This window comes from Pseudomonas arcuscaelestis (genome assembly GCF_016881005.1).
Taxonomy (GTDB): domain Bacteria; phylum Pseudomonadota; class Gammaproteobacteria; order Pseudomonadales; family Pseudomonadaceae; genus Aquipseudomonas; species Aquipseudomonas arcuscaelestis.
Genome location: NZ_JACOPV010000014.1, coordinates 26,653 through 52,666, shown reverse-complemented (window position 1 = coordinate 52,666; position 26,014 = coordinate 26,653). Strand labels below are relative to the sequence as shown.

24 protein-coding genes and 1 tRNA gene are annotated in these 26,014 nt (G+C 58.8%); 6 read left to right on the top strand and 19 right to left on the bottom strand.

Annotated elements, in window-relative coordinates; genetic code table 11:
* Positions 1-50: 50 nt before the first annotated feature.
* The 4 genes from H8F21_RS21065 to H8F21_RS21050 all read right to left on the bottom strand — a co-directional run bounded on the left by H8F21_RS21065 (position 51) and on the right by H8F21_RS21050 (position 5,314).
* The gene (locus H8F21_RS21065; protein WP_203477990.1) at positions 51-2,603 is read right to left on the bottom strand and encodes a TonB-dependent receptor; all 2,553 of its coding nucleotides are present in this window, start codon (positions 2,601-2,603) and stop codon (positions 51-53) included.
* Positions 2,604-2,718: 115 nt separating this feature from the next.
* The gene (locus H8F21_RS21060; protein ID WP_203585244.1) at positions 2,719-3,669 is read right to left on the bottom strand and encodes a FecR family protein; all 951 of its coding nucleotides are present in this window, start codon (positions 3,667-3,669) and stop codon (positions 2,719-2,721) included.
* Positions 3,666-4,205, bottom strand: coding sequence for an RNA polymerase sigma factor (locus H8F21_RS21055; RefSeq protein ID WP_203543524.1), 540 nt, complete (start codon positions 4,203-4,205; stop codon positions 3,666-3,668). Before H8F21_RS21055 ends, H8F21_RS21060 begins: the two co-directional genes overlap by 4 nt.
* Before the next feature lie 86 nt (positions 4,206-4,291).
* Positions 4,292-5,314: a DUF4917 family protein gene (locus tag H8F21_RS21050; protein ID WP_203477976.1), complete on the bottom strand. Its 1,023-nt coding sequence runs from the start codon at positions 5,312-5,314 to the stop codon at positions 4,292-4,294.
* A gap of 107 nt (positions 5,315-5,421) precedes the next feature.
* Between H8F21_RS21050 and H8F21_RS21045 the strand changes: the two genes are divergently transcribed.
* Positions 5,422-6,495: a glycerophosphodiester phosphodiesterase gene (locus H8F21_RS21045; protein WP_203585243.1), complete on the top strand. Its 1,074-nt coding sequence runs from the start codon at positions 5,422-5,424 to the stop codon at positions 6,493-6,495.
* Between the two features lie 68 nt (positions 6,496-6,563).
* Positions 6,564-7,199 carry a LysE family translocator gene (locus tag H8F21_RS21040; protein WP_203543522.1) on the top strand — a complete coding sequence of 212 codons (636 nt, stop codon included), beginning with the start codon at positions 6,564-6,566 and terminating at the stop codon, positions 7,197-7,199.
* 17 nt (positions 7,200-7,216) lie between these two features.
* Here the strand turns inward: H8F21_RS21040 and H8F21_RS21035 are convergent, their stop codons facing one another.
* The 7 genes from H8F21_RS21035 to H8F21_RS21005 all read right to left on the bottom strand — a co-directional run bounded on the left by H8F21_RS21035 (position 7,217) and on the right by H8F21_RS21005 (position 13,849).
* Positions 7,217-8,923 (bottom strand): SulP family inorganic anion transporter, encoded by a 1,707-nt coding sequence (locus tag H8F21_RS21035; RefSeq protein WP_203477968.1) that lies wholly within the window; start codon positions 8,921-8,923, stop codon positions 7,217-7,219.
* Positions 8,924-9,042: 119 nt separating this feature from the next.
* Complete coding sequence (locus tag H8F21_RS21030) at positions 9,043-9,696, bottom strand: glycosyltransferase family 25 protein (protein ID WP_203585242.1); 654 nt, start codon at positions 9,694-9,696, stop codon at positions 9,043-9,045.
* A gap of 296 nt (positions 9,697-9,992) precedes the next feature.
* Positions 9,993-10,066, bottom strand: a tRNA-Gly gene (locus H8F21_RS21025).
* 154 nt (positions 10,067-10,220) lie between these two features.
* Complete coding sequence (locus H8F21_RS21020; RefSeq protein ID WP_203477955.1) at positions 10,221-11,105, bottom strand: alpha/beta fold hydrolase; 885 nt, start codon at positions 11,103-11,105, stop codon at positions 10,221-10,223.
* Positions 11,106-11,423: 318 nt separating this feature from the next.
* Positions 11,424-12,116 carry a pseudouridine synthase gene (locus tag H8F21_RS21015; RefSeq protein ID WP_203477953.1) on the bottom strand — a complete coding sequence of 231 codons (693 nt, stop codon included), beginning with the start codon at positions 12,114-12,116 and terminating at the stop codon, positions 11,424-11,426.
* Positions 12,117-12,144: 28 nt separating this feature from the next.
* Positions 12,145-12,366 (bottom strand): cysteine-rich CWC family protein, encoded by a 222-nt coding sequence (locus H8F21_RS21010; RefSeq protein WP_203585241.1) that lies wholly within the window; start codon positions 12,364-12,366, stop codon positions 12,145-12,147.
* On the bottom strand, positions 12,359-13,849 hold the full coding sequence (locus H8F21_RS21005) for a sensor domain-containing diguanylate cyclase (RefSeq protein ID WP_203477949.1): 1,491 nt from the start codon (positions 13,847-13,849) through the stop codon (positions 12,359-12,361). Before H8F21_RS21005 ends, H8F21_RS21010 begins: the two co-directional genes overlap by 8 nt.
* 215 nt (positions 13,850-14,064) lie before the next feature.
* On the opposite strand from H8F21_RS21005, the gene H8F21_RS21000 reads away from it, so the two are divergent.
* Entirely contained in the window at positions 14,065-14,439 is a 375-nt protein-coding gene (locus H8F21_RS21000) for a hypothetical protein (protein ID WP_203477947.1), read from the top strand.
* Between the two features lie 5 nt (positions 14,440-14,444).
* On the opposite strand, the gene H8F21_RS20995 is transcribed toward H8F21_RS21000, so the two are convergent.
* Entirely contained in the window at positions 14,445-15,551 is a 1,107-nt protein-coding gene (locus tag H8F21_RS20995) for an enoyl-CoA hydratase/isomerase family protein (protein ID WP_203477945.1), read from the bottom strand.
* A 127-nt stretch (positions 15,552-15,678) separates the two neighbouring features.
* Between H8F21_RS20995 and ung the strand changes: the two genes are divergently transcribed.
* Entirely contained in the window at positions 15,679-16,371 is a 693-nt protein-coding gene (gene ung, locus H8F21_RS20990; RefSeq protein ID WP_203477942.1) for a uracil-DNA glycosylase, read from the top strand.
* 16 nt (positions 16,372-16,387) lie between these two features.
* Here ung and H8F21_RS20985 read toward each other — a convergent pair whose 3' ends face one another.
* From H8F21_RS20985 to H8F21_RS20965, 5 genes are all read right to left on the bottom strand, one after another.
* Positions 16,388-17,449, bottom strand: a complete 1,062-nt coding sequence (locus H8F21_RS20985; RefSeq protein WP_203585240.1) for an AbrB family transcriptional regulator — start codon at positions 17,447-17,449, stop codon at positions 16,388-16,390.
* Positions 17,442-18,956 carry a tripartite tricarboxylate transporter permease gene (locus H8F21_RS20980; protein WP_203477935.1) on the bottom strand — a complete coding sequence of 505 codons (1,515 nt, stop codon included), beginning with the start codon at positions 18,954-18,956 and terminating at the stop codon, positions 17,442-17,444. The genes H8F21_RS20985 and H8F21_RS20980 overlap by 8 nt, the downstream gene beginning before the upstream one ends.
* Before the next feature lies 1 nt (position 18,957).
* Positions 18,958-19,416, bottom strand: a complete 459-nt coding sequence (locus H8F21_RS20975) for a tripartite tricarboxylate transporter TctB family protein (protein WP_203477933.1) — start codon at positions 19,414-19,416, stop codon at positions 18,958-18,960.
* 145 nt (positions 19,417-19,561) lie between these two features.
* A complete protein-coding gene (locus tag H8F21_RS20970) occupies positions 19,562-20,542 on the bottom strand; it encodes a Bug family tripartite tricarboxylate transporter substrate binding protein (RefSeq protein WP_203477930.1) in 981 nt (326 codons plus the stop codon).
* Positions 20,543-20,576: 34 nt separating this feature from the next.
* Positions 20,577-21,866: an OprD family porin gene (locus H8F21_RS20965; protein WP_203477928.1), complete on the bottom strand. Its 1,290-nt coding sequence runs from the start codon at positions 21,864-21,866 to the stop codon at positions 20,577-20,579.
* 203 nt (positions 21,867-22,069) lie between these two features.
* Between H8F21_RS20965 and H8F21_RS20960 the strand changes: the two genes are divergently transcribed.
* Entirely contained in the window at positions 22,070-22,741 is a 672-nt protein-coding gene (locus H8F21_RS20960) for a response regulator (RefSeq protein WP_136474816.1), read from the top strand.
* Positions 22,734-24,113 (top strand): sensor histidine kinase, encoded by a 1,380-nt coding sequence (locus tag H8F21_RS20955; protein WP_203477926.1) that lies wholly within the window; start codon positions 22,734-22,736, stop codon positions 24,111-24,113. Before H8F21_RS20960 ends, H8F21_RS20955 begins: the two co-directional genes overlap by 8 nt.
* Here H8F21_RS20955 and H8F21_RS20950 read toward each other — a convergent pair.
* Positions 24,110-24,919, bottom strand: coding sequence for an HDOD domain-containing protein (locus H8F21_RS20950; RefSeq protein ID WP_203477924.1), 810 nt, complete (start codon positions 24,917-24,919; stop codon positions 24,110-24,112). The two genes, H8F21_RS20955 and H8F21_RS20950, sit on opposite strands and share 4 nt — an antisense overlap.
* Positions 24,920-24,979: 60 nt before the next feature.
* Positions 24,980-25,921, bottom strand: coding sequence for a CAF17-like 4Fe-4S cluster assembly/insertion protein YgfZ (gene ygfZ, locus H8F21_RS20945; RefSeq protein WP_203585239.1), 942 nt, complete (start codon positions 25,919-25,921; stop codon positions 24,980-24,982).
* Between the last annotated feature and the right edge of the window lie 93 nt (positions 25,922-26,014).

Sequence of the window (26,014 nt, the reverse complement as noted above, 5' to 3'; positions counted from 1 at the left end):
ATGATCCGGTTACAGTTGGTCACAAGTTCATCCGTACAGTTTGCTGTCGATCAGAAGAAGCGGGTGATGCTCACCTTGGCGTTGCGACCCTGGCTGTAGGCGTAGGCGCCGCTGAGTTCAGCGCGGTAATCCTGGTTGAACAGGTTGTCGATGGTCAGGTTGACTTCGGTGCCCTTGAGGTATGGCTGCTGGGGCTTCCAATTGGCGAACAGACCGTGGAGCTGGTAATCGTCGTTGGCATAATGATCGTAGTAGCGGTCACCCAGGGAGCTGCCCGGACCTTCGCGGTAATTGTCGCTGGGCAGGCGGTCGGTTTTGCGGATGAACTGTGCCTGCCAGCCCACCTTGGCATCCCAGTTGGGGATCTTCACGCCCAGGGTAGTGATCCATTTTGGCGCCGGAATGTCTTTGGCCCAAACATCCGGCCCCCAAGGGTTGGTGTAGGCACCTTCATGGCGACCGGTGATCCACGAGTACGACAACGAGCCAAAGAGGTAGGTGGAGTCGTAGAAGCTTTCAACCTCGAAACCTTTGATCGTCACGCTTTTGATGTTGCGGTAGTTGGACATCAAGCCTTTGCCGCAGGCCTTGGAGATGCTTTCGCCGTTGACCAATTGCTGCGGGCAGCCGATGCCGGTGGCTTTGAAAATCTCGTCGTCGATCTCGTTGCGGAACAAGGTGGTACGGATCAGCACCATGTCTTGATCGGTGAATACATTCGACAGATTGGTGATGTTGCCGGCGCGCAGGGCGGTCATGCGTTCCGGGTCAAGGTTACGGCTGGAAGCGGTACGGCTGCCCAGCCCCTGGATTTCATACTGCTCATCGAGTACCGGGGCCCGCCATGTTTTGCTGTAGTCGGCAAAAAAGGCCGTGTGTTCGTTGGTCTTCCAGAAAATCGACAGGCGTGGCGACCAACCGCTGTAGGTTTTTTCGCTGTAGTCGTGGCCCAATTTTGGGTTGTTGTAGAACGGCGCGTCGTTTTCCTTGCCCTTGTTGGCAACATGGTCGTAGCGCAGAGAGGGGGTCACAGTGACGTCCCCCAGGGTGATTGCGTCCTGGATGAAGTAACCCTGGCTGTCGACGCTACCGCTGGGCATGAAATTGGGCTGGTAGTGGCCGTTGTTGTACAGCGGGGTGTCGTATTTTGCGCCGGGCATCCACATTTGCGTGTCACGTTCGTGGCGACGTACCTGCAAGCCCGAAGTGAATGCATGTTCCAGGGGGCCTGTGGCAAACAGGCTGACGTTGCGTACATCGAGCATCTGGTCGGTGTATTCGGTGTCCATTTTGCGTCCGCCAGTGGACGGCTGGAAAAACGCGGTGGCGTCGCGCTCGTCGGTTTGTTTGGTATCAGACACCGAATACTTTACCTGCAGGTCAATCAGCGGGTTGTTGATCGGCTGGTATTTGTAGGTGGTCGACCAGGTGGTATCGGTGGTGGTGCGATTGGCCAGGTAGCGCTTGAGCGCGTTGTCATAGCCGAATCTGTCGATGTCGCTCTGGGTCGGCGGAGTGGGGTAGGCGGTGGAGGAAAAAGGCGCCCAACGCTCACTCTGAGAACGCGACCAGGAAAAGCCCAAGGTGTGTTCGTCAGTCAGGTGCATATTGAACTTGAGCAGCCCGCCGTCCAGGTCCAGGGCACTGTTGGGCAGGCGCTGGGGGTTGATCGGGTAGGCGTTGTCGGGGTCCGGCAGGGTACCGGCCAGCTTCATGTCGCCACCGTCACGCTTGGTCAGGTACACCAGCGCGTCCATGCGGCCATCATCAGTGCGCCCGAACAATGCCGAACTATAGACCTGCTGGTGATCGTTGCTGGCGTAGCCGTATTTGAGCATGGCGCCGCTGTTGCGCCCTTCCTGCAACAAGTCCGGGGCATCTTTGGTGGTCATGTTGACACTGCCGCCGAAGCCGCCGTTGCCAGTGAAGATCGAATGTGGGCCTTTCTCCACCTCGATGTTCTTGATCAGCTCCGGCTCGATGAAGATGGTGCCCTGCTGGTAGCGCTCAAAGCCGCTTTTAGTCGCCCCGTCGACCGTCATCGGTACGTCTTCGGCGTCGCCCAGGCCCCAGATATTGATGGTTTGGCCGCCTGGTTTGGCCGAGCCACCCATGTTCACCCCGGGCAGGGTCGATAGCACGCTGGGGATGTTGCTGGGTTGATAGCGGTCGATATCTTCCTGGGTCAGGGTCGAGCGGCCAACGGTGCTGGGGTCAACCTGCAGGCCATCGCCAACAATGCTGACCGCGCCTAGTTGGATGCCATTGTCTGCTGTCGGATCATTGTCGCGCAGTCGTACCACATAGGTGTTTGCGATCTTGACCACGGCGAAGCGACTGTTGTGCAGCAGCAGTTCAATGGCCGCCTGGGCTTCGTAAGGGCCGTTGACGGCAGGGGCTTGCACGCTGCGCAGGAGGGCTTCGTCAAACAGCAATTGCACCTTTGCCTGCTGGGCCAACTGGCTCAACGACACCGCCAGCGGTTGTACCGGTAGGTGCAGCTCGACCGGAGCGGCCTGCGCCTGGAGGCTCAGGGCCAGGCAGGCTGCCAATAGCGATGGACGGGCAGACAACGGTGAAAGTGGACGAAACGCACGCAACATGAAATCCCCCAGAACGGCAACAAATGCCAAAAAGGCCTGCAGTGACTACGCAGACGGGAGGAAGACGTGGCGGCGCTTGAAACCCTCATATGCGAATGAAAAATATTCTCAGTTTTTATTTGCGCTCGATGCGCACGCGGCCGTCGGCCAGGCTGACGGTCTTGACGGGGAGCAGGGCGGGCAGCGCATTGAGCAACGCATCGGGGTCTTCGATATCCAGATTGCCAGAGACCCTATAGCGGCCCAAGGCAGGATCAGCGAGCAGGATTTCAGCAGGGCGATAGAGTGAAAGTTCATCGATCAGGCTGCTCAGTTCGCGATCGCGAAACGTCACATGACCACTGCGCCAGTCGGCAACCTCTTCATTGCTCAAGGTCTGCCAACTGATGCTGCCACGGGCCAGGTTGTAGGTGGCGCGCTGGCGGGCTCCGAGCAGTGTCGGTGGCTGGTGCTCTCCGGGCGTTTCCAGGGCTACCTGACCATGGGCGACGCTAACCACCAGTTCATGTCGACTGCGGCGCAGGTCGAAGCCGGTTCCCACTACCCGCACACGAGCACTGCCGGCGTCGACGAACAAGGGCCGTTCCTTGTCGGCGGCAACATCGATGTAGAACTGGCCCTTGTCCAGATGGATCAGGCGCCGGTCGCCGTCGAAATCAATGCGTACGTGGGTGTGGGCATTGACGCTCAATTGGCTGCCATCAGGCAGTTCGAAGGTTTGCGGCTGCTCGCTGTAGACCGCCACCGTTTGTGTGTAGTGATGGCTAGGCAACCCCAGGTTGCCAGCCAGCAGCGCGCAAAGCACGGCTGCGGCCATCGCCAGCCCTGGGCGCCAATTACGTACTTTGCGCGTAGGCAGAGGCACGGGTTGGTTGAGCGTCTTCAGCGCGGCCAAATCATCCCAGAGCTGGACGAACTGGGTGTAGGCTCGGGCATGTTCGGGCGTCTGCATCCACTGCTCGAACTCTTTGCGCACGGCTCGCGATGGTGTGTTGCGGTTGCGCGTGAACCAGCTGGCCGCCTGGGCATCGACCGAACGCTTATCGATTTCTGGGGGGGTAGTCATTCTGGCTGCTCCATGCCGTCGTCACTGTCCAGGCGTTGTTTGCAATGCAGCAGTGCAGCGGCAATGTGTTTCTCTACCATGCTCACAGAGATGCCCATGCGCTCCCCGATCTGTGCCTGCGTCAGACCTTCGAAACGGTGCAGCATAAGGGCTTCGCGGCGGCGCGGCGAGAGCTCGGCGAGAACACGCTTCAATTGCTCCAGGCGTTGTTGCTGCTGGGCATGGTTCAGCGGGTCATTGCGAGTGTCCAGGGAAGTGACGTCATCGGCCTGAGATTGTTCATCGAGCACGGCGTGACGGACACGTTGGCGGCGCCAGTGATCGTTGAGCAGATTGCGCGCGACCTGGAACAAAAATGCGCGTGGCTGCTCTACCCGCGACCGATCACGATAGCCCAGCCATTGGGCGAACACATCCTGTGTCATGTCGGCGGCATCGCTGGCGTTATCCATGCGCTTGCGCAGGAAATGCAGGATGTCAGCATAAAACCCGCGGCACGTATCATGGCCCAGCGAGTCCGGTTTGGGGCGTTGCATGCAAGCTTTCCAGGGTGGCGCGAAGAAGAAAGCTGCGAATGTTAGCGATAATTATTGTTATTTACCATGATGAAATCGTCCCGCTGTCAGCGCCGCTTGCGCGTCGTCAGTGGAACCGGGATTTCAAGTTCCGGCGCGCCCAGGGGGTGGCTGCTGGCATCGAAGAAGTACAGTGGCAACTGCGCAGTGTCGGCAAAACGCTGGGTGTAATGCTGCTTCTGGCTGATGATCGAGGCTTCGCTCAAGGGGCGGATGGCGATCGCCAGATATGCCGGACGCGCCTCTTTGATAGCGTGCAGCAAGTGTCGGTCGCTGCCATCCAGATGCTGGCCGAACAGGCACAGGCCGCCTTGATGGCCGGCAAGTTCGCCCAGGCACCAAGTAAGGTAGTCGCAACTGCTGATGGCCTTGAGCTTGTCATCGCTGCTGCCTTCATTGACGAACAGTGGTACATCGCCCGGGGTATTTACCGCAAAGCCATCGAGCAACTGACTGCCGCTGGCGCTGCGCTGGCGAGTACTGCCGTCCTGTTGCTTGAGCAGATGCAGGCCGCCGTGTAGATAAAGCACGCGTGTCCCCGGTCTGCGAGTGTGGCGGATATCAAAAACGCCCTCTTCATTGAACAACTGCTGAAAAGCTTCCGGCGTCTGACTGGCGGCCCAATGGCACAGCAAGTCGTAGTTGCTCGAATAGACGCTCTGGTAGTTGCGCAGCTCGCTGTTGATCACGTTCAGCGTCGATTGCGGCAGCAGGCGCCAGGGTACGTGAACGCTACGCACCGCGTGAATCAGTGCTTCCTTGATCGCGTAATAGCGATTCAAAGGCGCTGATGAACTGATCGCCAGGGCGGCATTGACACGTACGGTGGTGTTCAACGCGCTGAGTACCGGCTCGAACAGCTCGGTACCGAGGGATTTGAACAACGCCTGATCAGTCAGGCCGAGCGGTTTGTGACGCACCCGCTGGGCTTCTTCAAACAGGGAGAAGTAAGTGAAAGGTCGCCACAATGCTCGACTGGCGCCGTTGCCCAGGAGCAGACCGCTGCAAGGGTGGCTGGCGATCAGTTCAGGCCAGAGGTGAAGGCTGGCATCGAGGTTGGTGTGGGACATTCGGCATCTCTATGATGTGGCGGCAATCGGCGCGACTTTAGCATGCAACCGGCTTGTCATCAGCGTCGGCGACTATGCTGAATACGCTGCACAACCGAGGGAAGACTATGTTGCTCCAAGGTATCCGCCGCTATTGCTGCCTGGCTCTGTTGCCCCTCGCTGGCTTGAGCGATGCCGGGCAGGGCAAGGTGCTGGCGCACCTGCAGGGCATCGCCCACCCTGCGGTGATTGCCCATCGCGGCGCCTCGTTCGATGCGCCGGAGTCCACGGCGCCGGCCTACCTGTTGGCCCGTGAACTGGGGGCCGATTATCTTGAGTTGGACCTGCAACGTAGTCGCGACGGCGTACTGGTTGCCGTGCACGACGACAATCTGCTGCGTACCAGTGATGTTGCGCAGCGATTTCCCGAGCGCAAAAACAGTCCGGTCAGCGCTTTTACCCTGGCTGAATTGAAGTTGCTCGATGTCGGCAGTTGGTTCAACAACGCCTACCCCGAACGTGCTCGGAGCCGTTTCGTGGGCTTGAAGGTCCAGACGCTCGACGAGGTCATCGATATCGCCGAGGGCGATCCGCGCAGGCAGCCCGGGCTCTATATCGAAACCAAGAAACCCCTGCTGTTTCCAGGCATCGAGGCCCAGCTCAAGGCCCGCCTGCAGGCACGTGGCTGGCTCGACCAGCCCGGTCGGGTGGTGCTGCAAAGCTTTGACCGCAGCAGTCTGGCGTTACTGCAGCAGGAAATGCCACAGGTGCCCAGGGTGCTGTTGTTATGGGTCGGCAACGGCGGTATCGAGCCGGCATCCAAGCAGACCTTTGCTCAATCGGGTGAGTCCGACAAGGCCGCGTTCTATGCCCGACAGCAGCCTGAAAGCAAGGCAGAATTCGAGCGCTGGCTTGACCACGCCAAGGCGGCGGGGGCCATTGGCGTCGGCCCATCGGCGGCGCGCTCGGCCGGTGGGGCGCAGAGCTATGCCGATTTGGTGCAGCCGTGGATGAACCGCCTGAGCCATGACAGGCAGTTGGTGGTGCATGTCTACACTGTTGACGAGGAAGTGGACTTCGCCAAGGTCATGGCTGCTGGGGTGGATGGAATCTTCACCAATCGCAGCGGCAACTTGTTGCGCCACTTATCGCGTCCGGCAGCCTTGAGCGAGGTGCAAATACTCGACAATCAAGGCTATTGAGGATCTGGCCTGGATCCAATAGCTGCCGTAGACTGCGCGCTCTGCGTTCGCTCGGAGCCCCTCGCCCCATGACCTTTTCGCTGCTGTTCGCCGTAATGGCTTCTGGTTTTATCTATGGCATCACCCCGGGTCCGGGCGTGCTCGCAGTGCTGGGTATTGGTGCTTCACGCGGACGCAAGGCCGGCGCGGGTTTTCTCTGTGGTCACTTGCTTGGCGATGTGCTGTGGTGCAGCACTGCGCTGGTCGCTATCGTCGGGGCCCGCCAGATTGGCAGTTCGGTGTTCGATATCCTTGGCCTGCTCAGCGGTCTGTATCTGTTCTGGTTGGGTTGGCGCGCGTTGCGCAGTCGTCCTGGCAGCGGTGACGGTGAGCGCGGCCCGGTGCGCAAGCCGTTCTGGCATGGTGTGGTATTCGGCCTGACCAACCCCAAGGCCTACCCGGTGGCAGTTGCAACCTTCACCGCTTTGCTCTCCAGCCGCGCCGAAGCATTGGACTGGTCGATGCTGCCAATGCTCATCGCACTGAGCTTTGTCGGTGGCCTGCTGGCCTACGTAATTCTTATCGCAGTGGTTGGCGCGCGCCATGTGCGCACGCTCTATACCCGCTACGAACTGTGGATCACCCGGGCTTGCGGCGTTATGTTCATCGGTTTTGCCGTCAATGCCTTGATGCATGCTCTGCCGGGGCTGATGCCGCAACGCTAATGCTGCGGCCCTGCGGTTCAGGTCGGTGTCGACACGGCGCCTTTACGCGTGCGGTTGCGCCACAGTCGGTAGGCACGGATACCCGAGCGCACTGACCCGAACAGCATGCCTTTTTCCATTTCTCGAGCAATGCCCGAGCGCACCAGCATACGGAGAAACTGGCCGCGCGCTCGGGCAATGCCAAAGTGAATACCACGCGCCTGCAAGGTGTCACGCACCTCGCGCAATGCTGAAATGCCGCTGACGTCGATTGAGCTGACCGCTTCGGCGTCGAACAGCACTGCCCGAGGCTCATTTTCCTGCTGCACTGCATCGAGCAGGCGCATCTTGAAGTAGTCGGCATTGAAGAACAGGATCGCGTCATCGAAGCGATACACCACCAGCCCCTTCACTGTGCGTGCTTCCTTGTGCTGACGGATATCCACTTGGCCTTCAACCCCGGGCATCCAGCCAAGTACCGCATCGGTCGGTTGGTAGATGCTGTAGAGCAGGCGCAAGATCGCCAGGGTCACGGCAAAAATGATACCGGGCAGCACACCGAGCCCCAGCACCCCAACGGTTGTCAGTACACACAACCAGAACTCGAAACGGCTGAGTTTGTAGATTTTTCCTAGGGACTTCACATCGATCAGGCCCCAGCCGGCCATCAGCAGTACGGCACCTAGCGCTGCCTGTGGAATCCAGGCCATCGGTGCGGTGAAAAACAACAGGATCAGGGCGATGACCAAGGCGGCGATAATGCCCACCAGTTGGCTTTTGCCCCCGACCATGTCGTTGACCGCCGTGCGCGAGTCGGCGCCGCTGATGGCAAACCCCTGGGAAACACCAGCGGCGATGTTGGTCACCCCCAGTGCCAGGAACTCATGGTTGGCATTGATCGCATAACCGTGCCGAGCCGCGAAGCTACGGGCCGTGAGCATTGCGCTACAGAAGCTCACCGTGGCGATACCCAGGGCATCACGCATCAGGCTTTTCATTTCTTCCAGATTGGTTTGAGGCCAGGCCAGCTCAGGGATGCCCGCGGGGACCGGGCCGAGAATAGCCACGCCGAAGCGATCCAGGCCAAACACGCCGACCACTGCGGTGGCGATAACCACCGTGACCAAAGCGGCAGGCAGGCGCGGATAGCGACGCGGCAACCAGATCAGCAGCGCCAGGCCGGCCATGCCGATAGTGAGCGTCAACCAGCGGATTTCTCCCAAGCGCTCGACCAAGTTGATCAGGCTGAGGATGAAACCATTGCCTTCTATCTGAAAGCCCAGCACCTTGCCTAGCTGTCCGGCCAACAGGCTAAGGCCAATACCGTTCAGGTAGCCGATCAGAATCGGGCGCGAGAAGAAACTGGCAATAAAACCGGCACGTGCCACGCCCGCGGCGATCAACATCAGCCCGACCAGCAGGGTGATGATCACCGATAACTGCGCCAGCCGTGCAGGGTCACCCATCGCCAACGGGGCGATGGCGCCTGCAACCATGGCGCAAGTTGCTGCATCCGGGCCGACCATCAATTGTCTTGAGCTGCCCACCAAGGCATAGACCATCATCGGCAGAATACAGGCGTACAACCCGTATTGCGGTGGCAGCCCGACGATTTGTGCATAGGCGATGGCAATCGGAATCTGGATGGCTGCCACCGACAACCCGGCTTGCAGGTCGGCATGGAACCATTCGCGGCGATAGTGCAAAAGATTGGCCAGGCCTGGGAGCCAGCGAGAGAGCAGCATGAACAGTCCTTTAGAGTGTTTCGCAACAAGGCTGAAGATTCGCAAACGCTCTAATTAAAGCGCATTGCGCGATCCAAAGCTGGCGCCAGATCAAAAGGTTGTGCTGCTCTTGCTCGGGACTAGAAGTTCAGGCGAAGCATCGTGCGCCAGAAATTTTTAACCGGTGATCGCCGGTGTTTGTCCCAATTGCGTTGCCACCACTCATCTTCGTTGCGTACGACCGCTTCGATGTCACTGCCAACGTCCGATCCTGCATGTTGGCGAAACAGCATGGGAAACGCGCAATGCTGTTTGATGCGCTTTTTGAACACCACATCAACTGGCGTGCCGTCGTAAGGTGTGTTGGCTAGCACCTGACATCCTTCGCGCGAAAGAATGTAGGCATGCAGTGCTACAACCTTGCCTCGGGCAATGAATGGGAACCAGGTCAACCACGTTCTACCCATGCTGTAGCCCAAGTGCAGGGCCTCAAAGTTTCGAGTACGGATAAAACGATTGATCCAGCGAATCGACGTTGCCTTTAATTCATAAGGCTTTACGTCATCTTCAAAGATCAATATTCGATTCAATCCCTCTTCCAGTGCTTTCTTTGCCAGCGCCTGGTGAGATTCGTAACATCCTTTTACAGGGTCTTGGTTTCTTTCGACGACATGGAATATGACCGGGTTATAAAGCAGACGCCCCAGGGTTTTCCTGAACAACTCGCGTCTGTCCGTCCGTTCTATAAGCGATATGCAGTACACAGCATCTACATCAAACTTTATCTTACTCACCGCGCATTCCTTGAATCACCAACAGCTCCTGAACATGCATGATTTTTATGTGCTGGCTAATTCAACAAGCAGGGGTTGAACGCCAGAAAACTAAAACGCCACGGGCCGGTTCAGCCCATAGGGGATACGGTAATGTCGGACTGACTTGCGCAGACAGGGGCTCAGATCACGTGTTTCTTTCAGAGCAGGGTCTGAAATGACGAGAACAAGAGGGGAGACGTTGATGGGTGTTTCCGTTGACTCTGTAACGGCAAAATATGCTGTTACAGAAAAGGAATTGAACACCTGAAAAAAGCTGGAGCGGGTGAAGGGAATCGAACCCTCGTTATCAGCTTGGGAAGCTGGAGTAATGCCATTATACGACACCCGCTTTCAGGGCTGACTTTTTACCAGAAACACGATGAAGTTTGAAGTGTCGCGCTGTAAAAAAAACGGGTTGGTGGCCGGTAGCACGAGATCTTGCATCTCCTTTTTTGCCGTTGCCACTGATGCAAGAGGCTGTGCTACCCCACCAACACTGTTGTTCAGATCGCCAGGGCATGGTGTTCCTGAGCGTGCTGATAACGTACGCGGGATTCTCGTGCTGTTGGCTTGAGAAAGCTCAGTAATACGTCACGGGTATCGTTGCAGGCCGCCTTGTGCTCCATGTCGAGGAAATGCCCTGTAGCTCGGATCTCGCTGAAATGGCTATTGCGCACGTGCTGGCTGAACTGCCGTGCGTCGTCGATGGTGGTGTATTCATCCCACTCACCGTTCATGAACAATACCGGGATGTCGATCACGCGCGCGCTGCGCAAGGCATTGTCCAGGTCGTGTTCGAGCACCTGGTTGATGTGAAAGTGCATTTGCGCATATTCGTGGTTGTCCAGGCTGCTCACATGCCGGTAGTTGAAGCGCTTGAATAACGAGGGCAGGTGCTTGCCGATGGTGTCGTTAACCAGATTGCCTACCTGATAACGGTCACAGGCGCTGAGGTATTGGCAGCCGCGCTCGAGGTAGTCGCGCATTGGCTCGTTGATTACCGGTGAAAACGAGCTGACAACGGCCTTCTCGATACGCCGTGGTTTATGGGCCAGGGCTAGCAATGTGCAGGCACCTCCCCAGGAAAATGACATCACGTGATCGGCTGCAAAGTGATCGATCAATTCCAGCAGTATCTGCCCTTCGGTTTCCTTGGTCAGCAGCCGCTCGTGCCGGTTGTGAGCCTTGGATTTGCCGGCATAGGGCTGATCGTACAGAACGACGTTGAATTGCGGGTGCAGACTACGAACCGTCTGGGCAAACGAGGCCGTCGTGGCCAACGAGCCATTGATCAGGATGATCGTTTTTTCAGCGGCATCTGCGCGATAGAACTCCGTGTAAACCCGATACTGACCTTGTATATCAAGCACAGCAATTTCTGGCCTCATCTCGTCGACTCCTGGCGCAAAAAGGGTGTTCGCACATGCAAGAATGCGCGTTCTTTATGACAGGTAGGCATGCGCCTTGAAGAGAAACCGAGGGCCCTTGTCGATCCGGTACGCTGGTCGACGGGTATTGTTCTAGGCGGGCAATCTGCCGGACTCCAGTGCTTCGAGGCATTGGTCGCCAGCAAAAAGGCGTCTTGGACTGCGTCTGTGACTGACTGGTCACATGCAGACCGACGATTGGATTCAAGCAGGCACAGGGGCAACTCGCAAGTGCCTTGGGGGCAATTAAAGAAATCTTTCCGCTAGGCGGTCGTTGCTTCAGATGGCGAGGATTTCTTCGGGATAAAGCGCCCTGTATTCACCTGGACGCAAGCCGGGGTCCAGATTCAGCGGGCCCATGGCTTCACGATGCAGGCGCAGTACCTTGTTGTCGAAGTGGCCGAACATGCGCTTTACCTGATGGTAACGGCCTTCGACGATGCTCAGTCGCGCACTGCGCGGGCCGAGCAGGGTCAGCTCGGCGGGCAGGGTGGTGAGGTCTTCAAAGGCGAAGTAGAAGCCTTGGCTGAATTTTTCGATGTAGTGGGGTTCGATGACCTGTTCGGTCTCGACGTAGTAGATCTTCGCCAGCTTGGTTCGCGGCTGGGTCAAGCGCCGTGACCATTGCCCATCGTTGGTCAACAGCATCAGGCCGGTGGTGTTGAAGTCCAGGCGCCCGGCAATGTGCAGCGTGTGCTTGTCTGATTCATCGAGCAAATCCAGCACGGTTCGGTGCTCAGGGTCCTGCGTGGCGCTGACGCAGCCCTGGGGTTTGTGCAGCATCAGGTAGCGTGCCGGCTGCGGGTCCTGGAGCAACTGCTCATCGACCTCGATGCGGCTGAATTCGCGCACTTCCAGCTGTGGATCAGTTACACAGCAACCGTCTACGCGTACCCGTCGCTGCGCCAGCAGCAAGCGTACTTGCTGGCGATTGAAGCAGGGCAGGTTACTGAGAAATCGATCAAGGCGCATACAAGGCACAGGTGCTGGGCGTTGCAGTTTAACTGGCGAGCGCTGCCTTGGCTGCTTTCAGTTGATCCAGTACCTGAGCGCAGGCGGGGCACAAGCAGGCTGTGTTGCGTTGGTCGGCAGGCAACGCTTCGATTATTTCCGGGGCGATGCTTACGCTGTAGCACCAACAGGTTTTGGTTGCCGTACGGGGGTCGGCGAGGCTGCAGCGGTTGCTGGCGCCGCAGGCTGGGCAGCATTTGGGGTCATTCATAGTCGGACCTGAGTATTTCCACGCAGACACGGTTGCGTCCACTTTGCTTGGCGCGGTACAGCGCATGATCAGCGCGAGCGATCACACTGTGCAAGGTGTCGCCAGGCTGCAAGTTGCTCAAGCCGATACTGGTCGTCAGGCGGATCACCTTGTCGGTAAACGTGAATTCCCGTTGTTCGCAGTGCAGACGAATCTTTTCGGCGACCTCTTGAGCATGAGTGGAGTCGGTATCCTTGAGCAACACGATGAACTCTTCGCCACCCCAGCGACAAATAATATCTACCTGGCGCAAACAGTTTTCCAGTACCCGGGCGAACTGGCGCAATACTTCGTCGCCAGCGAGGTGGCCATGGGTGTCATTGAGGATCTTGAAGTGATCAAGATCGATCAACAATGCCACCAGCGCCTTGGTGTCTCGATGCGCTTCACTGAGTGCCTGCGCGGCCAGAAGATCGAAACCGCGACGGTTGGGCAGGCCGGTGAGGCTGTCGCGAGTGGCCAGGGTTTCGATATTGTCCTGATGGCGCTTGACCATGGCATTGAGCAAGGACAACACCACCAGGCCAATAATGGTGCAGATCGCAAGGTTCAGGTACAGCGTCTGGCGGATGTTATCCAGGGCGCCGTCTTCGCGCTTGTCCACGAACAGGTACCAATTCAACTCCGGTACCAGGCGCACATTGAGGAAATGGCTGTTGCCGTTGCGACTGGTGTACTCATGGCTGCCGCCCACCGGCGTGGGCATCTGCTTGAGCAATTCACGCAAGCCGTCCAGCTCATTTAGCGACTGGCCGGTTCGGGCACCGTGGGCTCCGCCCTTGGAGCCGGTCAGCACCACCAGGCCTTGCGGATCGACGAAGTAAACCTGGCGTTGGTACCGCTGCTGGTAGTCGTCGATAAGCCGCACCACAGCTTCGACTGTAAGGCCGATGCCGACAGCACCAATGAAGTTACCGTGGTAGTCGAGTACTCGATAATTGATGAAGACAGTGAGTTTGTCCTGGTTGGCCATGTCCAGGTCGACGTTGATTTCGTAAGGGGTGGGCATTTCCTTTACCCGGTAGTACCAGACGTCGCGAGGTTCCTGCGGATCGATTTTCTTCAAGACGCCTTTTTGCGCCTGATAGTAATTGCCGCTAGCACTGGAGACGAAAAATGCGGTGTAGGCGCGGTACTGGGTCATGACCTCGTTGAGATAGCGAGATATCTGCGCTTTGTCTTGCTCACCCGCCAGCGTCCAGTCCCGCAGGAAGGTATCGTGAGCCATCATCGAGGAAATCAGGATTGGTCTTACCAGGTCCTTCTGGATTTCCGAGTAGACAGTATCCGAAGTCAACGGCAGTTCGGTGTTGACGATGCTGTCGCGAATCGCACTGCGTGAAGCGAAATAGCTCAGCAGTGATGTGGCCAAAAAGCCGCTGCCGAGCAGTAACAGCAAGGTCAGAATTAGCGAGCGCTGCGAAAACAAGGCGGAGCGTGGCAATTTACAATCCCTTGATGTAGGCCAATGCCGTTCATTCTAGTGGCAGCACTGGAAAATAACTGGACAATTATCAAGGGTATTGGCGTTGTTTCAAATTATTTCTGCGGGAGCACCGGCGCCGCTTTTGATGGTCTTAATGTTTGTCGATGAATGCTTGCCGATCGACGCCGACCAGCGCCGCTGGGATGGGCAGTTTCGCGGTCCGGGAGGCCGCTATGTATCGCCGACTTTTGCTTATTGCCGTGCTGAGTTTGCTGACCGCCGCATGTGTCCCTTATGGAGGTAATGGTTACTACCATCGTACAGAAGTCTATACCGCCGATCGTTATGGCTATCCCGGCCATTACCGGCCTTCCTACCCGTACAACCGTGGCTATTATGTGGTGCCGCAGCAGCGTTATTACTCACCACCCCCTCAGCATTACCGGCCAACGCCGCATTACTATCGCTCGCCGCCGCAGTATTACCGACCGGCACCGGATCACTACTACAAGCCTTATCCAGGCCGAGGGCACGATCGTTATCGCCAGGGCGCTTCACGCCATGAACGAAACCGTGATGGTCGAGCCAATGGCAACTGGCACCGCTAGATAGTTCAGCCCAGGTCCGCCAATGGGTGGCGGCCTTCCCACACTTTAGCGAAATGCGCATTGACCACCGCCGCTGGCACCTTGGCAATGTCCGCCCAGTGCCAGCGCGGCTGTTGATCTTTGTCGACCAGCCGGGCGCGCACGCCTTCGGCGAATTCGGGGTGGCGACAACAATTCAGGCTCATGCTGTATTCCATCTGGAACACCTGGGCCAGCGACAGATGCCGTGCTCGCTGAATTTGCTGCCAGACCAGGTGGGCGGTCAGCGGGGAACCTTCGAGCATGGTTTGTGCAGCTTTTGCCAGCAGCGGATCGTTATGGCCCCGCAGCGTGGCAATGGCGCGCCAGGCACAGATTGGGTCAGCGACGTCGAGCAGTGCGTCGATCTGCTGGCGTCGAGGCAGCCACTGGGCTGGCGGCATGTCAGCCTGGGCCCTGTGTTCCTGGGCCTTGAGCAGGCTGTTCAATTGCAACGCGGTCTGTTCCTGCCAGTTCAATTGGAGCAGGTCATCGATCAGTTCCTCCTGCTGATTTTCCCCCAGTAATCGATCAGCCAGGCCCAGGTCCAAGGCATCGCGGGCATTCAGAGCGACACCCGTCATGCCCAGGAACAGCCCGAGTTTTCCGGGGAGGCGGGCAAGAAACCAGCTGGCACCTACGTCCGGGTACAAGCCGATACTGATTTCAGGCATGGCCAGGCGGCTGCTCGGCGTCACGATGCGCACGTTGGCGCCTTGTAACAGGCCCATGCCGCCGCCCAGCACGTGACCATGACCCCAGCACAGCACAGGTTTGGGGTAAGTGTGCAGGCGATAGTCCAAGCGATACTCTGCTTCAAAAAAGTTTGCTGCCAGGGTCGGAACAGTCCCCGGCTGATCGCGACAAGCCTGCATCAGGCTGCGAACATCGCCACCGGCGCAAAACGCCTTGGTGCCTGCACCGCGCAACAACACGCAGACAATCTCCGGGTTGTCGGCCCATCGGGCCAGTTGCTGGTCGAGCACGTCGATCATCGGCAATGACAAGGCATTGAGCGCCTTGGCTGCATCCAGAGTGGCGATGCCGATTCGTGCGCCATCGACGCCGGTGAGTTCTTCGCACTGAACTGCCATGGGCGACCTCATTGGTTTTATCCGGACAAGTATGGTCGGTGCCGGCGAAACTGCCGGTCGCCGGTCGGATCGATTGACAAGCGCGGGCAGCTTTCCTAGTGTCGCGCCATTGTTTACGGATGGCCCCATGACTGACGACGATCGCATCAAACTTGAACCCAGCTGGAAAGAGGCGCTGCGTGCTGAATTCGAGCAACCCTACATGCACCAACTGCGTGAGTTTTTGCGCGAGGAGCATGCGGCAGGCAAGGAAATCTATCCGCCGGGTCCGTTGATTTTCAATGCACTTAATTCCACACCACTGGATCAGGTAAAGGTGGTGATCCTCGGCCAGGACCCCTATCACGGTCCGGGGCAAGCGCATGGCCTGTGTTTTTCGGTACAACCGGGTATTGCAACGCCGCCCTCGTTGGTCAATATCTATAAGGAATTGCACCGCGACCTCAACATTGAGATCCCCAAGCACGGTTGCCTGCAACATTGGGCGAATCAGGGTGTATTGCTGCTCAACACCACCATGACCGTGGAGCGCGCCAATGCTGCCTCCCACGCCAAAAAAGGCTGGGAATTCTTCACTGATCGCATCATTGAGCTGGTTAGCGAGCACCAGCCCAATACCGTGTTCCTGCTGTGGGGCGCGCATGCACAGAGCAAGCAGAAATTGATCGATGGCACCAAGCACCTGGTGCTCAAGTCAGTGCATCCGTCGCCGTTGTCTGCTTACCGTGGGTTCCTTGGTTGCGGGCATTTCAGCCGTACCAACAAGTTCCTCGAACAACATGGCCTGACGCCGGTGGAATGGGCGTTGCCGCCGTTGTAAGTAAAAAAAGGAAGCCTTAGCTTCCTTTTTTGCTGTCTGGCCCGGCTGTAGAGTGCTCGCCGATCCAATGGCGGAACAGCGGCTCGGCCAGAAACAGCACAAACAGTAAGCGCATCACCTGTAGCGCGGTCACCAGAGGTACAGAAAGCTGCAGCGTTTCGGCGGTCAGGCTCATTTCTGCAATGCCACCGGGCATCATCCCCAGAGTCAGCGAGCGCAGGTCCAACTGCGTCAATTGGCTCAACACCCAGGCTGCAACAGCAGCGATCAGCATGCTCAGGGCGGTGGCAATCAGTGTGCGCCCAAGAAACGAGGGCGCGCGGCGAAAGAAGGCTCGGTTGAAATGGCAACCCAGCCCACTGCCGATCAGCCATTGCCCCATCTGACTGGCACCGTCGGGGAGCGCGATCTGCAGGTTGGCGCCGACGCTGGCAATGGCCGCCACCAATAGTGGTCCAAACAGCCAGGGATTGGGCTGTTTCAAACGCTGCCATAACCATGCTACAACAATCCCCACAGGGCAGATCAGTGCCAGCCAACCCCAGCTGACACTACCGGCATGGGTGAGCACCACACCGTCACCGAGCAGGTATTTGAACAGCGCCGGTACACACAGCACCACGGCCAGCACACGCAGGCTTTGTGCCGCAGCCACCTGGCTGAGCACCGCGCCATTGCGCGCACCGAGGTTGACCATTTCTCCCGAGCCGCCGGGCATGCTGGAAAAGAACGCCGTGGCGCGGTCTTCGCCGGTACGGCGCAACAGCCAGATGCCAACCACGCTGGACACACTGGTGATCAATGCACCGCAGAAGATCAGGCCGAAATTGCTCGCCACCTGTTCGACCACGGCGGGGGTGAAATGCAGGCCGATGCCGATGCCGATAATCCATTGCCCGCATTTGCGCCCGCCCGGAATTTCGCTCAACTGCCAAGGGGTCAGGCAGCGCACCAGGATGATCGCCAACAACGAGCCGACCATCCAAGGCAGTGGCCAGCCAACCTGGCTGGCGATGTAACCGCCAGCCAGGCCAACCAGTCCAGTCGCCCAATACAGCTTCAACGGCCCATTAGACATCAGCCAGGGCACGACGCTGGATGCTGCGCTTGCGCCAGATTCGCAGCAGTGGCAGAAGCATCATGGTGATGGTCAATGCCCATACGCTCATGCTGATCGGGCTGGACCAAAGAATGTCCAGGGCACCATTGGAAATCGACAGGGCGCGGCGCAGGTTCTGCTCCATCAACCCACCGAGAATGAAGCCCAGCAAGATCGGCGACAGGGGGAAATCCAGCTTGCGCAGGATGTAACCGAAAATACCGATGCCGATCATCAGGAACAGGTCGAAGGTGGTTGCATGCACGGCGTACACGCCAATCGCGGTAATGATCGCGATGATTGGCACCAGGGCCCAGTTCGGCACCGCAAGAATGCGGGTGAAAATGCGGATCATCGGGATATTGAGGATCACCAGCATGATGTTGGCGATAAACAGCGAGGCGATCAGGCCCCAGACAATATCGGGTTGCTGGGCGAACAGCATTGGCCCGGGGGTGATGTTGTACAGGGTCAAGGCGCCGATCATCACCGCGGTAGTGCCTGAGCCAGGAACGCCGAGAGTCAGCATGGGCACCAGGGCGCCGCAGCACGATGCACCGATGGCGGTTTCCGGAGCAGCCAGCCCCCGCTTGTCACCTTTGCCAAAGGTACCACTGGCACCGGCGATGCGCTTCTCGGTCATGTAGGCTACGGCGCTGGCCAGGGTCGCACCGGCACCTGGCAATACGCCCATGATAAAGCCGAGCACACCGCAGCGAATATTGACCACGAATACCGACGCCGCTTCCTTGAAGTTGAACAGCATGCGTCCGGTGGCCTTCACTGCTTCGTGGCCGTGATGGGTTTTTTCCAGCAGCAGAAGGATTTCGCTGATGGAGAATAAACCCAACACCAGCACGACAAATTGAATACCGTCAGCCAGGTGCACACTGTCGCCGGTGAATCGGTAGACGCCACTGTTGGCATCGATGCCGACGCTGGACAGGAACAGACCGATCAATGCGGCGATGAAGGTCTTGAGGGGACGATCACCGGCCATACCCCCCAAACAGACAATGGCAAACACCATCAGTACAAAGTATTCCGCAGGTCCGAAGGCGATCGCCCATTTCGCCAGCAAGGGTGCGAACAGCACCATGCCGCACGTGGCGATGAACGCGCCGATGAACGAACTCCAGGCCGACAGCGACAGTGCCACCCCGGCCAGACCTTGGCGGGCCATGGGGTAGCCGTCGAGGGTGGTCATTACAGTCGACGCTTCACCGGGGATGTTGAGCAGGATCGAGCTGATGCGTCCGCCGTACTCGCAACCCAGGTACACCGCGGCCAGCAGAATCAGTGCTGATTCCGGTGGTAGGCCAAGGGCAAAGGCGATAGGGATCAGCAAAGCCACGCCATTGATCGGGCCCAGGCCCGGCAACAGGCCCACCACGGTGCCAATCAAGGTGCCGGCCAATGCCGTAACCAGGTTGTACGGGCTCAGGGCGACGCCGAAGCCCTGGCCTAGATAGCTGAGAGTATCCATGTCAATTCTCCAGAACGTCGAGTAGGCCCAAGGGCAGTGGGACATCCATGACCCGGTCGAACAACCAGTACAGAGCGATCGTCATTAGGCCGATGATCATCACGCTGGGTAGCCATCGTCCGCCGTAAAGACGGGCCATTGGTACGCCAATCAGTACGCCACTGAGAATGAAACCGAGCGGCTCGAAAGTGGCAGCAAAGACCAGCAGCAAGCCCACGCACAGCGCAATCTTGTTGAGGGTCTCGCGGTCCAGTTCTGGCTCGTCGTCTTTATGCACGATGGGTGTGGGTCGAAAGGCGAGGTACAGAAGGCCAAGGGCCATCAAGCCGAGCATCAGCAGCGGATAAGCGCGGGGGCCGACCGGTTCATAGGAAAAAGCTGCCTGATACGGCCAGGCCATCACGGCCAGGGCGGCGCATAGCGCCAGCAGAATCAGGGCGAAGACGCGTTGCAGGATCATGTCGTCTGTCCTCAATGAGGTTCACAAACAGTCATCGGTTGTGTCGGAGCGCCGTTATCCAGAGGCAAAGGGCAAAGCCTTCCCCGTCGGGGCCGCAGGTGCAGCCCTTGGTGGTTGAATCCGCTCCAATAGGGGAATGACAGGCTTACTGGATCAGCCCGAATTCCTTGGCCAGGGCCTTGTAATCAGCCACCTGTTTTTTCACATAGGTGTCCAACTCGGCGCCGGTCATGGCAAAGGGGAACAGTTCGCGCTGGTCACGCAGCTTGGCGAACTCTTCGGAGGCCAGCAGTTTGTCGAACGAAGCTTTCCACCAGTCGTACTCTTCATCCGTGACTTTTGGCCCCAGATAGAAGCCGCGCACCACCGGCCAGACGATGTCGTAGCCTTGCTCCTTGGCGGTAGGAATGTTCTTCATTTCCGGCTCGTCCAGCCGGGTTTCGGCGAACACTGCCAACAGACGCATGTCACCACTCTGGATATGCGGCATGGAGTCGGAGATGTCGGTACTGCCGACCTGGATGTGCCCACCCAACAGCGCCGTGGCAATTTCGCCACCGCCTTCAAGGGCGACATAACGAAGATCGCGCGGGTTGATACCGGCGGCTTTGGCGATCAGCGCGGTCTGCATCCAGTCCTGGCTGCCGACGGTACCGCCAGAGCCGATCACCACTTTGCTCGGATCTTTTTTCAGCGCCGCTACCAGGTCATCGAGGGTTTTGTAGGGCGAGTCGTTTTTCACCGCGATGGCGCCATAACTGGTGCCGACCGCCGCCAACCAGCGCACGGCATTTTCGTCAAAGCGGCCGAACTTGCCCTGGGCCAGATTGAGCAGCGAACCGCTGGACCAGGCCACCAGGGTGCCGGCGTCCGCAGGACGCTGGGCAACCACTGCGTTGTAGGCGACCGCGCCGACACCGCCGGGCATGTAGGTCACGCGCATGGGTTTGCTGAGAATCTTCTCGTTGACCAGGGCGCTTTGCACCAACTTGCAGGTCAGGTCGAAGCCACCGCCGGGCGAGGCGGGGGCAATACATTCCGGGCGTTTCGGTTCGGCTGCCAGGGCTTGGCCGGCGAGCATCAAGCAGGCGGTGGCGAGGGCAATGCGGCGCAGTGAAAAGGTCATCGTCGATCTCCGTGAGCGTTATTGTTATCGGGGATTACCACAGTGCAAGGCTGTAACTCACCAGCAGTCTTACCTCGTCCGCATCACGGGCAAAGTTCGAACGGAATGTTGCGTTGCGCAGGCGCACGGCGACGTTTTTCAGAGCGCCACTTTGCACCACATACTTGAATTCGGTATTGCGCTCCCATTCCTTGCCTTCACCGCCATCGGCCAGGCTGACATTATCGCCGCTGATGTAGCGGGTCATGAAGGTCAGGCCAGGGATTCCCAGTTTGGCAAAGTCGTAGTCGTAACGGGCTTGCCAGGAGCGCTCGTCGGCGCCGGCAAAGTCGTTGATCTGGACGAAGTTGACCAGGTAAGGATCAGCGCCGTCGACATAAGGGAAGGCGGTATCGCCTGACAGGTGCTGGTAGCCGGCACTGAGCTTGTGGCCCAGAAGGCTGTAGCTGAGCATGCCGTTGAGCGCAGTGTTGTCGATCGCACCGCCGCGGGCCTGACCTTGGTCATCACTGAAGGCCATGCGCAGGTCGGCGCCAAACGTGCCCGGCCCCCAAGGCTGACTGGCGAGCATGCCGACGAAGTGCTGGCGGTAGACATCGTCGAGCTGAGCCCAATGGTAGCTACCGGTAATCTTGTCGGTGAACTTGTAATCCAGGCCAGCCATGTCGAAGTGGTTGCCGGCAACAGTGCCTAGAAAGCGACTGTTCTTGTTATTCAGGGCGATGTCCTGATTGTCGGTACTGTCGCGATCCTTGGCTTTTTCCAGGCGGCCGCCTGTAAACGTCAGGTTCTTGATTTCGCCTGAGGTCAGCAGACCGCCTTCAAAGGTTTGCGGCAGGATACGACCGTCGTTTGGCTGCAAAGTGGGCAGCTCGGGCATCAAGGTGCCGACTTTGAGTTCGGTGGCGGAAATCTTGACCTTGCCGGTCAGGCCAAGCTTGGAATATTCATCGGCTGCGCGACCGTTGTCGTGGGTGGGCAGCAAACCGCTGCCTGCGCGGTCGGGGCTGGAGTCGAGCTTGATGCCGAGCATGCCAAGGGCATCCAGGCCAAAGCCTACAGTGCCATCGGTATAGCCGGACTCAAAGTTGAGCATGAAGCCCTGGGCCCACTCATCACGCTTGGACTGTTGGGCACTGGTGCCATCGCGAAAGTCGCGATTGAAATACATGTTGCGGGTTTCGAAGGTTGCCTTGCTGTCATCGAAGAAGGCGGCTTGACTCATTGGCGCGACGCCGGCAAGGGCGAGGGCGCTGACAACGGCGGACTGGCGGGTAGGCAAACGGCGGGTAGGCACATGGGCCTGTGGCTGCATGGACAGCATCGTCGAGTAACTCCGTTTTTGTTCTTATTAGTTCGAACTTCAAGGTTCGGTTGTACGGCAAGCAGAGTGAGCCGTGAGAGGATGCTAGGGGCTGAACCTTTCACTAACCTTTCAACTGCTTTTCATCGTTACCAAGGCTTCACAGGCGAGCAGTCGGCTGTACACTCCGCGCCATTGACCTGGACCTGACAGGAGAAAAAACAATGCGTGTGCTGCTTGTAGAAGATCATCTGCAGCTAGCTGAGAGCGTGGCCCAGGCGCTCAAGAGCACGGGGCTGACAGTGGACGTGCTGCATGATGGCGTGGCTGCTGACCTGGCGTTGGCCAGCGAGGAATATGCAGTGGCGGTGCTCGATGTGGGGCTGCCGCGCATGGACGGCTTCGAGGTGCTCGCACGCCTGCGTGCACGCGGCAAGACCGTACCGGTGTTGATGTTGACAGCACGCAGTGACGTCAAGGATCGGGTTCACGGCTTGAACCTGGGCGCCGATGACTACCTGGCCAAGCCGTTCGAGCTCACTGAGCTTGAAGCGCGGGTCAAGGCCTTGCTGCGTCGTAGCGTACTCGGTGGCGAGCGCCAGCAACGCTGCGGGCCGCTGGTCTATGACCTCGATACTCGGCGCTTCACCCTCGATGATGATCTGCTGACCTTGACCTCGCGCGAGCAGGCGGTGCTCGAAGCCTTGATTGCGCGTCCTGGGCGGGTGATGAGCAAAGAGCAACTGGCCGCCCAGGTGTTCGGCCTGGATGAGGAAGCCAGCGCCGATGCCATCGAGATTTACATCCATCGCCTGCGCAAGAAGCTCGATGGTCATGCCGTCGTCATCGTCACCTTCAGGGGGCTCGGTTACCTGCTCGAGCACCGCGATGCGTGACAGTGGCAGCCTGCGCGGGCGCTTGGTATGGAACCTGGCGCTGCTGCTGGTGGTGTTGATGCTCGCCAGCGGGCTCAGTGCCTACTGGAACGGTCGCGAAGCTGCCGACACTGCCTATGATCGAACCCTGCTGGCTTCGGCGCGCACCATCGCTGCCGGCTTGTCACAGCGCGATGGCACGCTCAGCGCCGATGTGCCCTATGTGGCCCTGGATACTTTTGCCTACGACAGCGCCGGCCGTATCTACTACCAGGTCAATGACATTCATCAGCGCCTGATCTCCGGCTATGAAAACCTCCCCGCGCCACCACCCGGCACGCCACGCACCGATGACTACCCGGCGCTGGCTCGGTTCTACAATGCGCGCTACTTGGGGCAGGATGTGCGCGTAGTCAGTCTGCTCAAGGCCGTCAGTGAGCCGAACATGAATGGCATGGCCGAAATTCGTGTGGCAGAAACCGAAGAGGCGCGGGTGCGCATGGCCCGTAGTCTGATGGCCGATACCTTGCTGCGTCTGGGCATGCTGGCACTCGGCGCATTGATGCTGGTGTGGTTTGCCGTAAGCGCTGCATTGCGTCCGTTGGAGCGCTTGCGTGGCGCCGTCGAGGAGCGTCAGCCCGACGACCTGCGCGCCTTGCCGCTGGTCGAGGTGCAGCGTGAGCTGAGCCCACTGGTGCGCGCCTTGAACCACTTTACCGAGCGGCTACGTGAACAGTTCGAGCGTCAGGCGCAGTTTATTGCCGAGGCCGCTCATGAACTGCGCACCCCTCTTGCGGCCCTCAAGGCCCGGGTTGAGTTGGGCCTGCGCTCGAATGAGCCGCAGGTCTGGCGCGATACCCTGGAGTCTGCGGTTCAAGGCACGGACCGCCTGACTCACCTGGCCAATCAGTTGTTGTCGCTGGCGCGAGTGGAAAACGGTGCACGGGCGATAGCCGAAGGCGGCGCGCAACTGCTGGACCTCAGTCAACTGGCACGGGAACTGGGGATGGCGATGGCGCCGCTGGCCTACGCTCGCGGGGTGGCGCTGGCCTTGGAGGCTGAAGCCCCGGTGCATGTGCGTGGCGAGCCGACGTTACTCAATGAGTTGCTCAGCAACCTGGTGGACAATGCCTTGGCTCATACACCCAAGGGCGGCAATGTAATCTTGCGGGTCTACGCGCCGGGAGTGCTGGAAGTCGAGGACGATGGCCCGGGGATTCCAGAGGATGAGCGTGAGCGGGTGTTTGAGCGCTTCTACCGCCGCAATGCGCAAGGGACCGGCCTGGGCCTGGCGATTGTCGGAGAAATCTGCCGCGCCCATTTGGCGAAAATCAGCCTTCACGATGGCGACGGAGGCGGGTTGAAAGTGCGCGTCAGTTTTACCGGCGATTAACGAAACATTGCCCGGGCCTGGAGCAGGTCGCTGGCCACCAGTTCGGTGCCGGTAGGCAGCCCCAGGTGGCGGTAGGCCGGAAGGGCTGCCAAGGGTCGAGACTTGCCGGGGCCAGCGCTCAGTGCCCGGGCAATCTGGACAATATCAACGTAATCGACCCGATCACTACCGCGATCCAGGTTGAGAACCTGCCCAGGCAGCTTCACCAGTTGTTCGGGAAACTCCCAACTGCTCAGAATCTTGTCGCCGAGTGCCGGATGGATCTGGTCGATGACATAGTTCAGGCATACCGGGTCAGAGAGCAGTTCGTTGTGCTCTTCGGCATAGATCAGGATGGGCAGCACACCGATCTGGTGAACAAGCCCCGCGAGGGCGCCCTGGTCAGGCTTGAGTTGGGTGTAGCGCAAGCAGAGTTCGTAACTGATACCTGCCACTTCCAGGCTACTGGCCCAGATTTCGCGCATTTTTTGTTCTACCACCTCAGAACGGGCGTGGAAGATCTGCTCGATCACCAGACCCACGGCCAGGTTGCAGCTGTAGTTGATGCCGAGGCGGGTAATGGCCGTCTGCAAGTCAGTCACTTCGACTGTGGCGCGCAGCAGTGGGCTATTTACTACCTTGATCAGGCGAGCAGTAAGGGCAGTGTCGCGGCCGATGACTTTACTCAAGGCGCTGACGCTGATCTCGCTGTCTTCGGCGGCCTCGCGAATGCTCAAGGCGACCTCGGGTAAGGTCGGCAACACCAGGTCATCGTTGTCGATGGCGGCCAGCAACTGGGCCTGGACCGTCTCGGCCAGCTTGTTCATGGTGACTCTCTAACGCAATTCAAATGGGCCCCGGCGTTCTACCGTCGGGACGAGGCCGGCTCAGCGCTGGATTTCGCGGTCACGATCCAGCTCATAGGGCAGGGACAGCAGGTCCAGACTCGGGCCTTCCGGGCTGCCCAGGTGCAGGTTATTGTCTTGCACAGCGTCAGCGGTCAGCACCGCCAGGAGCTCGATTCCGTCTGTGCTGCGTGCCGCCAGCACCACTTCACCTACCGAGGAGCCGTGGGTAGGCGAAAAAATCTCGGTACCGGGCTCGGGCACGTTCTCGCCAGCCAAGCTCACCCGGTATTGGCGTCGCTTGAGTTTGCCCAGGTATTGCATGCGGGCGACGATTTCCTGACCGGTGTAGCAGCCTTTCTTGAAGCTGACGCCGCCGACGGCCTGCAGGTTGATCATCTGCGGAATGAACAGCTCGCGAGTCTGGGCCATGACCTGGCCGATTCCTGCGCGAATCTGCCCCAACAACCAGTCATTCAGCGTTGCCTGTGAAAGCTTGGCGGCTAACTGTGCATGTACCTGTTCTGCTTGCTCGGCGGGTACCCATAGCTCGATGCGCCCGGTCGACACGGCAATGGCAATCAGCCCGTTGTGGCGGCTTATGCCATCAATCTGTGCAGGTACTTCGATGCCCAGATCTTGCAGGGCCCGTTCACCCTCCTGTAAGCCGAAGCGAACCCAGGCGTCGCTGTCATCAGTCAGTTTGGCTTTGGAGAACACTGCGTACTTTTTCAGGTCGGCAAGTTGTGGCTCGAGCAGCTCACGGGCCATGGCCAGCAGAAAGCCGTCGGCGTCAGGAAGAATGCGAAAGCTCGACTGCATTCGGCCCTTGACCATGCAACGCGCACCCAGGCTGCTGGTACTGTCGTTGAGGTAGTTAATGTTGCAGGTCAGTTGGCCTTGCAGGAACTTGCCAGCGTCCGAGCCGCGGACGGCGAGGATGCCTTCGTGGGAGAGCGTGCAGAAAAAAGCGGAATCGGCCATGAGTCATCGCAGGGTAGTAAGACTGAGGGCCATGATAGAGCGCTGTTGGCAAAATAGGTAGTTGAGGGTACGCCTCGATGATTATTTGCTCAC